The following is a 9,966-nucleotide window of genomic DNA, read 5'->3' as shown; positions in this document are numbered from 1 at the left end:
GCGGCGGCCGCCTCGGAGCGCGCCCAGAGCGTGGACTACGGCCTGAGGATCGTCGCCCAGGAGCAGGTGGGCCTCGCCTACGCCGGCTGGGACAGGCTGCTGAACAGGGTCGCGCTGCCGGCCTGGCGGATGGGCCGCTGGCCCTCCCGTCTCGACGCCGGCGTGGTCTCCGCGCTCACCGAGCTCTCCCGTCGCGACCGCCTCGCGGAAGGCTTCGCCTCCCGCCTGGGCGAGCGCCCGGCCTGCGATCTGCTGGAGGAGCCGGGCGCGATCGACGAGGCCGCCTCCCTGCTGGCGGCGCGGCTCTTCCACGGCGGCCCGGCCGAGTCCGGCCCCGACTGGTCGCCGGTGGCCTGGAGCCGGTATCCGGAGGAGGTCGTGGACCGCAAGTGGCGGCTGGAGGCCGCCCGCCTCCACCGCGTCCTCGACGTCCTGGACACCGTCCCCGCCCTCACCCCCGTCCCCGCGCCCCCGGCAGGCATGGCCGCCGCGCCCACCGTGGCCCGGGTGCTGGAGCGCCTGGCCGGCTCCCCGGCCGAGGGCGTCGCCGAGGAGCTGGGGGCCCGGCTCGGCGCCGAGGTGGCCCGGGAGGCCGCCCAGGAGGAGCTCGCGGCGAAGCAGAGCGCCTACGGCACGGCGGCCGACCCCTGGGTGGACGGCCTCGCGCCCCTCTTCCCGCTGCAGCCGCCCCGCAGCGGCCGCGAGCTGCTCGCCGACCACGTCACGGCCATGGTCTGCTGCGCCGCTGTGGACACCGCCGGAGCCGCCCCCGGCCTGGACTGGCTGGACGGCCCGGCCCTGCTGGTCGGCGGCGCCCGCCGCCCCGGCCTGGCCCCCACGGTCCTCAGCCTGATCGAGGACGGCGACGACGCGCCGCTGCGCGCCTGGCTCGGCGAGGTCGGGGTCCGCCCTGAGAAGCCCGTCCGCCTGGTGTGAGCCCCGTGACGTTCGGTGATCCTTCGCCCTGTCACTTACCGGGGAATTTCGCGACGAGCAGTGACGAGACGGGCGCTTTATGTGATGTGCTGGGGGCTGCCGTGCGCCAGTGATTGCAGTGAGCCACACCCGGACAGACGGAAATCGGCAGGCGTCGGGGGACGTAGGGGAGGGAGCACGCATGGGGATGGACCAGATCCGCCGCTGGGAGTCGGGGGCACTCGCACACGCCGTGTCCGACCCCTTCGGCCAGGGCCCGCTGCCCTGGCTGCGCGGCAGCGAGCACTATTTCGACGACACGGGCCAGATCATTCCCTGGTACGTGCACCCCGTCCCGGAGCGGGGCGGCGGCGGGGGCGGCTCGGGCGGGAAGAGATCCGGCGGGGTCCGCATCCCCGCTCCCCGCAACGGCGGCCCGCGCACCGCCGACGACGTCCACCTGCAGATCAAGGGCTTCGCCTCCAACAGCGCGGTCGCCCCCGGCGAGGCCATAGATTTCCGCATCACCGTGGACCCGCCGCAGCAGTTCGGCGTGGACGTCTACCGCATCGGCCACTACGCGGGCGACGGCGCCGCGAAGATCACCACCAGCCCGCGGCTGTCCGGCATCGTCCAGCCGGCGCCGCTCACCGTCGACCGCACGGTCTCCTGCCACCACTGGTGGCTCTCCTGGCGGCTGCAGATCCCCAGCTACTGGAGCCTGGGCGCCTACGTGGCCGTCCTGACCACCGCCGACGGCTACCGCAGCCACATCCCCTTCCTCGTCCGCGACACCCACCCGGCGGACCTCCTCCTCGTCCTGCCCGACATCACCTGGCAGGCCTACAACCTCTACCCCGAGGACGGCCGCACGGGCGCGAGCCTCTACCACGCCTGGGACGAGCACGGCCGGCTGCTGGGCGAGGAGGGCGCGGCGACCACCGTCTCCTTCGACCGCCCCTTCGCGGGCGCGGGCCTCCCGCTGCACGTGGGTCACGCCTACGACTTCATCCGCTGGGCCGAGCGCTACGGCTACGACCTCGCCTACGCCGACACCCGCGATCTCCACGCGGGCCGCGTCGACCCCTCCCGCTACCGCGGCCTGGTCTTCCCCGGCCACGACGAGTACTGGTCCCCGGCCATGCGCCGCTCCGCCGAGCTGGCCCGCGACTCCGGCACGTCGCTGGTCTTCCTCTCCGCCAACACCATGTACTGGCAGGTGGAGCTCGCCCCCTCGCCGGCCGGCCCCGACCACCTCATGACCTGCCGAAAACACCGCGGCCCCGGCCGCTCCGCACTCTGGCGCGACGTCACGCCCGCCGAGCAGCAGCTGCTGGGCATCCAGTACGCGGGCCGGGTCCCCGAGCCCGCCCCCATGGTCGTGCGCAACGCCGACCACTGGCTGTGGGACGCCACCGGCGCCGGCGAGGGCGACGAGCTGCCCGGCCTCGTCGCCGGCGAGGCCGACCGCTACTACCCCCGAACGGCCCTGCCCGAGCACACCCGCCGCATCCTGCTGGCCCACTCCCCGTACCTGGACGGCGAGGGCAGCAAACGCCACCAGGAGACGTCCCTCTACCGCGCCCCGAGCGGCGCCCTGGTCTTCGCGGCGGGCACCTTCGCCTGGTCGCCCGCCCTGGACCGGCCGGGCCACACCGACGCCCGGATCCAGCGGGCCACGGCCAACCTCCTCGACCGGATCTGCAAGCGCTGCTGACCCTCGCCGGGGCGCGCGCACGGACGTACGGCAGAATCGTGGTGCTTGGACAAACCACCAGGAGGACGCGTGTCCGGATTCGTAGAGAAGCCCGAGCCGATCGAGGTGCCCGGGCTGGTGCATCTGCACACCGGCAAGGTCCGCGACCTCTACCGCGACCCGGACGGCAACCTGGTCATGGTCGCCACCGACCGCATGTCGGCCTACGACTGGGTGCTGCCAACCCCGATCCCCGACAAGGGGCGGATCCTCACCCAGCTGTCCCTGTGGTGGTTCGACCGCCTCACCGACCTGGTCCCGAACCACGTCATCTCCACGGACGTGCCCGCCGGCGCCCCCGCCGACTGGGAGGGCCGCACGATGATCTGCCGCGCGCTGGACATGGTGCCGGTGGAGTGCGTGGCCCGCGGCTATCTGACGGGCTCCGGCCTCGCCGAGTACCGGCAGACGCGCACCGTGTGCGGGCTCGCCCTCCCCGAGGGCCTCACCGACGGCTCCGAGCTGCCCTCCCCGATCTTCACCCCCGCCACGAAGGCGGCCGTCGGCGAGCACGACGAGAACGTGTCGTACGAGGAAGTGGCCCGGCAGGTGGGCGCGGAGACCGCCGCCCTGCTCCGGCAGACGACCCTCGCCGTCTACGGCCGGGCCCGTGACATCGCCCGCGACCGGGGCATCATCCTGGCCGACACCAAGTTCGAGTTCGGTTACGCGGGCGAGGAGCTCGTCCTCGCGGACGAGGTGCTCACCCCGGACTCCTCCCGCTTCTGGCCCGCCGAGACGTGGCAGCCGGGGCGGCAGCAGCCCTCCTTCGACAAGCAGTACGTCCGCGACTGGCTCACCTCCCCGGCCTCCGGCTGGGACCGCAACGGCGAGCTGCCCCCGCCGGAACTCCCGCAGGACGTGGCGGAGCGCACCAGCGCGAAGTACGTGGAGGCGTACGAACGCCTCACCGGCACGACGTGGGCGTGACGGCCCTGGGGGACTGACGTCCCCGGGCGGTCGGGAGGAGCGCCCCGGCCGGCGCGCCCCTGGCCCCGCCGGAGCCCCCGGCGGGGCCGAACTGCCGGAGACCCTCGCCGGAGCAGCCGGTCAGAGCCCGGCACACTCTTCCGCCGCAACGGCGAGAAGTCACATGCGGCGCACCCGGCGGTGCTGATCTAAGAGCCCTCTAAGAGAGCCCTGCCAAGCTGGGGGCACCCCCACGGGCACCCCCCGGCCCGCGGGGGCACCCCACCCGTGCCGACCCCGCCGGAGGCACCATGGCCGAGACGGCCGTTCTCGTCGTCGACGACGACCCCGACGTACGGGCAGCCGTAGTCGACGCCCTGAGCATGGAGGGCTACGAAGTGCGCTCCGCGGCCGACGGCCTGGAGGCGCTCTCCTCCGTCGCCGCCGCGCCGCCCGGCGCCATCGTCCTGGACCTGGCCATGCCGGTCCTCGACGGCCTCGCGGTCTGCCGCCGCCTGCGCGCCCTGGGCGACCGCACCCCTGTCCTCGTGCTCACCGCCCGCGACGCCGTCTCCGACCGCGTCGCGGGCCTGGACGCGGGGGCGGACGACTACCTCGTCAAACCCTTCGCCCTGGACGAGCTCCTGGCCCGCCTCCGGGCCCTCCTGCGGCGCGCGGCCCCCACGGAGCCGGCCGGGCAGAGCGATGGCGCCGCGCTGTCCTTCGGCGACCTCACCGTCGACCCGGCCACCCGCACCGGCGACCGCGGCGGCGTCCCCCTCGAATTCACCCGCACCGAATTCGCCCTGCTCGACGTGCTGCTGCGGCACCCGGGCCAGGTGCTGCCCCGCGAGGTGATCCAGGAGCGCGTCTGGGGCACGGACTTCGGCCCGGACTCGAACTCCCTCGCCGTCTACATCGGTTATCTGCGGCGCAAGCTGGAGGCGGGCGGCGCCCCCCGGCTCCTCCACACCGTGCACGGCATCGGCTACCGGCTGGCGGAGCAGTGAGGGCCCTGAGCCTGCGCAGACGCTTCCTGGGCCGCAGGCCGCTGCGGGCCCGGCTGGCGCTCGTGACGTCCGTGGCCGTGGCCGTCGTCGCCCTGGGCGTCCTGGCCGCCGCCTACGTCGTGATCCGCTACGAACTGGTCCGCCAGCTCGACCTGCAGCTCAAGCAGCAGGCCACCCTCATCGCCCAGCAGAGCCGCACCGAGCCCGCCGGCGTCCTGTACGGCGAGTGCACCTGGCTCGCCGCGCCCGCCTGCGCGCAGATCGTCCGCGCCGACCCGGCCGCCCCGCGCCAGGACGGCCTCGTCCTGCCCGTGACGGGGGCCACCCGACGCGTCGCGGCCGGCACCCTCGGGGAGCACTACAGCAACATCACGCTCGACGGCCACGCCATGCGGATGCTCACCACCCCCGTGAAGGGCGACCGGGCGCTGCAGGTCGCCGTCCGCTCCGACACCGTCGACAAGGGCGTGCGGCAGGCGGGCCTGCTCCTGGCAGCCGTCGGCGGCGGCGGTGTCCTCCTCGCCGCGGGCCTCGGCTACTTCGCCTCCCGCACGTCCCTGCGCCCCGTGACCCGGCTCACGGCGACCGCCGAGCACATCGCCGCCACCCGCGACCCGGCCCACCGCATCGAGCTCGCCCCCTACGAGGCCCGCCGCGACGACGAGATCACCAGCCTCGCCGCGAGCTTCAACACCATGCTCGGCGAACTGGAGGAGGCCGTCGCCGCCCAGCGCCGCCTCGTCGCCGACGCCTCCCACGAACTGCGCACCCCGCTGACCGCGCTGCGCACCAACGCCGAGCTCCTCGCCCGCGCCGAACGGCTCACCCCGGCCCAGCGCGAGCGGGCCGCCGGCGCGCTCGGCCGCCAGCTCCGCGAGGTCACCGGCCTGGTCAACGACCTCATCGAGCTCGCCCGCGACGAGGAGCCGCAGCAGTTCGTCGAGGAAGTCCGCCTGGACCGGCTGGCGGAGCGCTGCACGGCCGACGCCCGCGGGCACTGGCCGGGCACGGTCTTCACCGCGGACCTGGCCGGCCCGGAGGGCGTGACCGTCCCCGGCGTCCCCGCCCGCCTCGCCCGGCTGCTGTCCAACCTGCTCGACAACGCGGCCAAGTTCAGCCCGCCGGGCGGCCGGGTCGAGGTACACCTGGCCCGCACGGGCACCGGACTCGACCTCACGGTGCGCGACCACGGCCCGGGGATCACCGCCGAGGACCTGCCCTACGTCTTCGACCGCTTCTACCGCTCGCGCCAGGCCCGTGCCCTGCCCGGCTCCGGACTGGGCCTGGCCATGGCCCGCCAGATCGCCCGCGCCCACGGCGCCGAGCTGACCGCCGAGCAGGCCCCGTCGGGCGGTGCCCTTTTCCGGCTGCGCTTTCCGCTGCCCGGGCCCCCGCCCGGCGAGCCGCCGGCCCGGACACCCGTCCGCTGAAACGCCGAAGGCCCCGGTCGTGATGACCGGGGCCTTCATGCTGGAGCGGACGACGAGACTCGAACTCGCGACATCCACCTTGGCAAGGTGGTGCTCTACCAACTGAGCTACGTCCGCATGCCCCGCGCGTTTCCCGTGCGGTGCGAGAACCACTATAGCCAACCTTGAGCGCGTGCGATGCGCGCGGCCGCGTGACGGTTCTCCGCGCCCAGCTTCGCGACGGCCGCCGAGAGGTAATTGCGGACCGTCCCGGGGGTCAGCGAAGCCCGCTGCGCGATCTCCGCTATGGGTGCCCCGCCCTCCGCCAGTTCGAGCAGCTCGGCCTCCCTGCCGGTCAGCGGGGAGTCGCCCGCGCTGATCGCATCGGCCGCCAACTCGGGGTCCACGTAACGGCTTCCGCCGTGCACCGTCCGGATGATCTCGGCGAGCTTCTGCGCCGAGACGGTCTTCGGCACGAACCCCCGCACGCCCACTTCCAGCGCCCGCTTCAGATGCCCGGGGCGGCCGTGACCAGTCACGATCATGGTCCGGCAGCCGGGCAGTTCGGCCCGCAGGGATGTGGCGACCGCCACACCGTCGGCACCCGGCATCTGCAGGTCGAGCACCGCGACGTCCGGCCGGTGCGCCCGGGCCATCGCGAGCGCCTCCGGACCCGATGCGGCCTCCGCGACGACCCGGAGATCCTCTTCCAGGCCCAGGAGCGCGGCCACCGCCCCACGGATCAAATGCTCGTCATCCGCGAGCATGACCCTGATCGGCGTGATGTTGACGCTCATGCCGTCCCCCCGTTCACCTGAACCTCCTCCTGAACCCGGCCCGGATTCCCGACCGGAGCCCGGTCCGGGACCGCGGCGCCCTCCGCGCCCTCCGCCCCGGTCAGCGGCACCCGCGCCGTCAGCCGGAACGTCGCATTGGCCTTGTGCTCGTACGTGAGCGTGCCGCCCAGCACCGTGAGCCGCTCCCGCAGGCCCGCCAGCCCGGAGCCGTTCCCGGACCCGGGATCGCCGTCCGGCTCCCGCACCCCGTCGTTCTCCATGATCAGGACGGCTTCCGCGTCCGCGACGACCCGCAGCCGCACGGCACACCGCCGGGCGTCCGCGTGGCGCAGCACATTGGTGGTGCCCTCCCGGACCACCCAGGCCAGGACCGACTGCACCGGCGGCGGCAGGGACTTGCCCGCCGTGTCGTCGATGCGGCAGTCGATGTCGGCCGCGGAGAGCACGCCCCGCGCCCCCACCAGCTCGGTGTGCAGATCGGCCTCGCGGTAGCCCCGCACGACCTCGCGGACCTCGCGCTGCGATTCCTGGGCGATGCGCTGGACCTCGGTCATCTGGGCCAGGGCGGCGTCCGAGCCCCGCCGGGCCAACTGGCAGGCGAGCTCGCTCTTGAGCGCGATCACCGCGAGGTTCCTGCCCAGCACGTCGTGGAGATCCCGGCCGAACCGCAGCCGCTCCTCCGCCACCGCCAGCCGCGCCTGCGCTTCCCGCGCGGTCTCCAGCTCCCACATGACGTGCAGCATCCAGCCCGACAGCCGCACGACGTACAGGCAGCACAGGGTGACACCGAGCACCGTCGCCGTGATGGCGGCCGCGGCCTGCCAGCCGGCGCCGAGCGCCAGCACGCCGAGGCCCAGCAGCAGCGCCATGGCGGCGCTCGCGATCACGAACCTGCTGGCCTTGCGGACCAGCAGGGTGAACGGGCCGAAGGCCGACAGACTGCCGTTCCACAGGAACAGGCCGATCGTGGAGGAGTGCTCGTCGCCGTAGACACTGAACGAGATCACCATGCAGGCGAGCGCCATGACGAACAGCAGCACCTGCCCGGCCAGGGGCCACCAGGGGGCGGGCTTCTTCCACAGATAGTGGTCGATGGAGCGGCGGAATATGGAGATGCCCAGGACACCCTGCAGGGTGTAGATCCCGCCCAGCGCCAGGATCCACGGCCGGGTGAGGCCGGAGTTCATGAACACGCCGGCCGTGCCGCTCGCGGGGAGGAAGACGGGCAGGACGTAGAGCGTCCACCGCATATAGCTGTCGACCTTGGCGACCCTGCTACGGCCCCGCCACTCCTGCACCCGCGTCCACAGGCCCATGAGCCTCACGCCCCCCTTGCGTTCCCGCGGTCAGCGCCGCGGCTCCCACCGGAACCACCGGTGGGTGCTGTACCCGGCGATTATCGTCCAGGCGATGCCCGTGATGATCGCTCCCACGGCGTCATAGGTGTCCATCCCACCGAGCCAGCCGCCGCGCACCAGCTGGACCACCGGGGTCAGCGGCAGCAGCTCGCAGATGCTCGCCATGGTGTCCGGCATGACCTCCAGCGGCACCATGAGCCCCGAGCCCATTACGGAGATCAGCATCAGCGGGGACGTCACCAGCTGGGCGCTCTCCACCGTCTTGGCCCAGGACGTGGTCACCGCGGCCAGGGCTATGGACATCGCCAGGCCGAGCAGGATCCCGACCGCCATCAGATCGGGCCGCTCGACCGCCCGCAGGTCCAGCCAGGACACGCCTGCGACGACCAGCAGCACGCACTGCGCCAGCGCCACGGCCACGGACGGGAGCGCGGTGCCGGTGAGTATCTCCGCGTCTCCGGTCTCGCCGGTGCGGAGCCGCTTGAGGACGAGCTCCTCGCGGCGCGTCACATACGCGCTGACCAGGTTCTGGTAGACGGCGAACAGCAGGATGTAGCCGAAGGCTCCCGTCAGGGCGACCTCGTTGACGGACATCCCGGCCTTGCCGAGATCGAACTGGCCGATCGCGCGCCGCATCGCCCAGACCATGAACACCGGCATGAGCAGGGACACGTAGAGAGCCATCTTGTTCCGCCCGAGCAGGGTGAGCTCGGCGCGGCCCAGCGACAGCATCCGCGGTACCGACGTCGACATCGCCATCACGCCTTCTTCCCTGCAACGGAATCCACACCAAGACCGGCACCGGCGGACGCCACGGGCTCACCCGTGCCCGCGCCGGCTATCGCCAGGAACGCCTCCTCCAGCGAGGCGGCCCGCGCATCGAGCCCTTCGAGCTCCACGCCCTTGTCCCGGGCCCAGAGCAGCAGCCCCGTCAGCGTCCGCTGCAGCTCCTTGGTCTGCAGCTCTATCCGCCCGTGCTCCTCCTCGTGCCCTATGACGCCCAGTTCGGCCAGTGGCGGCATGTCGCCCACGAACCAGCCCACGGGCATCGCGAAACGGATCCGCGCGGGGTAGGAGCCGATCACGGCCTCCGGGGTCCCGGAGGTGACGATCCGGCCTTCGCGCATGATCGCCAGGCGGTCGGCGAGGGCCTCGGCCTCCTCCAGGTAGTGCGTGGTGAGCAGCACGGTGGTGCCTTCGGCGCGCAGCCGGCGCACCAGCTCCCAGGTGTTGTGCCGGGCCTCGGGGTCAAGGCCGGTCGTCGGCTCGTCGAGGAAGAGGACCTCGGGGCGGCCGAGGAGGGCGAGCGCGAGGTCGAGGCGGCGCCGCTCCCCGCCGGAGAGCTGCTTGATGCGGACGTCCCGGCGGCCGGCGAGGCTGACGAGCTCCAGGGCCTCCGTCACGGGACGGGCCCCGGTGGTGCAGCCGGCCCACATCCGGACCGTCTCGGCGACGGTCAGGTCGGAGGGGAAGCCGCCTTCCTGGAGCATGACCCCGATCCGCGGGCGCACGGCACGGCGCTCCGCGTAGGGATCGTGGCCGAGCACGCGCACCTTGCCCGCGGTCGGCTTCGCGAGGCCCTCCAGCAGCTCGACCGTGGAGGTCTTGCCCGCACCGTTCGTGCCGAGCAGGGCGAACAACTCGCCGTGCCCCACGGTGAACGAGACGTCCCGCACCGCTTCGAAGCCCTTGTCCCCGGCCGGGCCGTAGCGGCGGCGCAGCCCCGAGACGTCGATCACACTGTCCCCGATATCCATGATCCAAGCCTCCCGCCGGATCCGGTCCGGGAGCAGTGCGGCCTGTCATGGCTTC

8 protein-coding genes, 1 tRNA gene and 1 pseudogene are annotated in these 9,966 nt (G+C 73.3%); 5 read left to right on the top strand and 5 right to left on the bottom strand.

The genetic code is table 11. The features are described 5' to 3' along the window. The 5 genes and pseudogenes from V7793_RS26545 to V7793_RS26525 form a co-directional block, all read left to right on the top strand. A pseudogene (locus V7793_RS26545) lies at nucleotides 1-936 on the top strand (hypothetical protein); the annotation flags it as partial. Between the two features lie 181 nt (nucleotides 937-1,117). Next, entirely contained in the window at nucleotides 1,118-2,632 is a 1,515-nt protein-coding gene (locus tag V7793_RS26540) for a N,N-dimethylformamidase beta subunit family domain-containing protein (RefSeq protein WP_336010707.1), read from the top strand. 69 nt (nucleotides 2,633-2,701) lie between these two features. Beyond that, nucleotides 2,702-3,601, top strand: a complete 900-nt coding sequence (locus V7793_RS26535) for a phosphoribosylaminoimidazolesuccinocarboxamide synthase (protein WP_336010704.1) — start codon at nucleotides 2,702-2,704, stop codon at nucleotides 3,599-3,601. A 290-nt stretch (nucleotides 3,602-3,891) separates the two neighbouring features. Continuing rightward, entirely contained in the window at nucleotides 3,892-4,590 is a 699-nt protein-coding gene (locus tag V7793_RS26530) for a response regulator transcription factor (protein ID WP_336010701.1), read from the top strand. A 5-nt stretch (nucleotides 4,591-4,595) separates the two neighbouring features. Continuing rightward, a complete protein-coding gene (locus V7793_RS26525) occupies nucleotides 4,596-6,020 on the top strand; it encodes a sensor histidine kinase (RefSeq protein WP_336010710.1) in 1,425 nt (474 codons plus the stop codon). 41 nt (nucleotides 6,021-6,061) lie between these two features. Here the strand turns inward: V7793_RS26525 and V7793_RS26520 are convergent. From V7793_RS26520 to V7793_RS26500, 5 genes are all read right to left on the bottom strand, one after another. Next, nucleotides 6,062-6,137, bottom strand: a tRNA-Gly gene (locus V7793_RS26520). 35 nt (nucleotides 6,138-6,172) lie between these two features. Then, nucleotides 6,173-6,796, bottom strand: a complete 624-nt coding sequence (locus V7793_RS26515) for a response regulator transcription factor (protein WP_058047528.1) — start codon at nucleotides 6,794-6,796, stop codon at nucleotides 6,173-6,175. Beyond that, nucleotides 6,793-8,112: a sensor histidine kinase gene (locus V7793_RS26510; RefSeq protein WP_336010697.1), complete on the bottom strand. Its 1,320-nt coding sequence runs from the start codon at nucleotides 8,110-8,112 to the stop codon at nucleotides 6,793-6,795. The genes V7793_RS26515 and V7793_RS26510 overlap by 4 nt, the downstream gene beginning before the upstream one ends. A 30-nt stretch (nucleotides 8,113-8,142) precedes the next feature. Next, a complete protein-coding gene (locus V7793_RS26505; protein WP_336010694.1) occupies nucleotides 8,143-8,907 on the bottom strand; it encodes an ABC transporter permease in 765 nt (254 codons plus the stop codon). A 5-nt stretch (nucleotides 8,908-8,912) separates the two neighbouring features. Continuing rightward, complete coding sequence (locus V7793_RS26500) at nucleotides 8,913-9,911, bottom strand: ABC transporter ATP-binding protein (RefSeq protein WP_336010693.1); 999 nt, start codon at nucleotides 9,909-9,911, stop codon at nucleotides 8,913-8,915. Nucleotides 9,912-9,966 lie beyond the last annotated feature (55 nt).

This window comes from Streptomyces sp. KLMMK (assembly GCF_036961605.1).
Classification (GTDB): Bacteria; Actinomycetota; Actinomycetes; order Streptomycetales; family Streptomycetaceae; genus Streptomyces; species Streptomyces telluris.
Note: the sequence above shows the minus strand (reverse complement) of the source record. Positions and strands in the feature narration are given on the sequence as shown.

Coding starts and splice junctions, on each gene's coding strand:
- V7793_RS26510 (WP_336010697.1), bottom strand. CDS start 8,112: ATGGGCCTGTGGACGCGGGTGCAGGAGTGGCGGGGCCGTAGCAGGGTC.
- V7793_RS26515 (WP_058047528.1), bottom strand. CDS start 6,796: ATGAGCGTCAACATCACGCCGATCAGGGTCATGCTCGCGGATGACGAG.
- V7793_RS26540 (WP_336010707.1), top strand. CDS start 1,118: ATGGGGATGGACCAGATCCGCCGCTGGGAGTCGGGGGCACTCGCACAC.
- V7793_RS26500 (WP_336010693.1), bottom strand. CDS start 9,911: ATGGATATCGGGGACAGTGTGATCGACGTCTCGGGGCTGCGCCGCCGC.
- V7793_RS26530 (WP_336010701.1), top strand. CDS start 3,892: ATGGCCGAGACGGCCGTTCTCGTCGTCGACGACGACCCCGACGTACGG.
- V7793_RS26505 (WP_336010694.1), bottom strand. CDS start 8,907: ATGTCGACGTCGGTACCGCGGATGCTGTCGCTGGGCCGCGCCGAGCTC.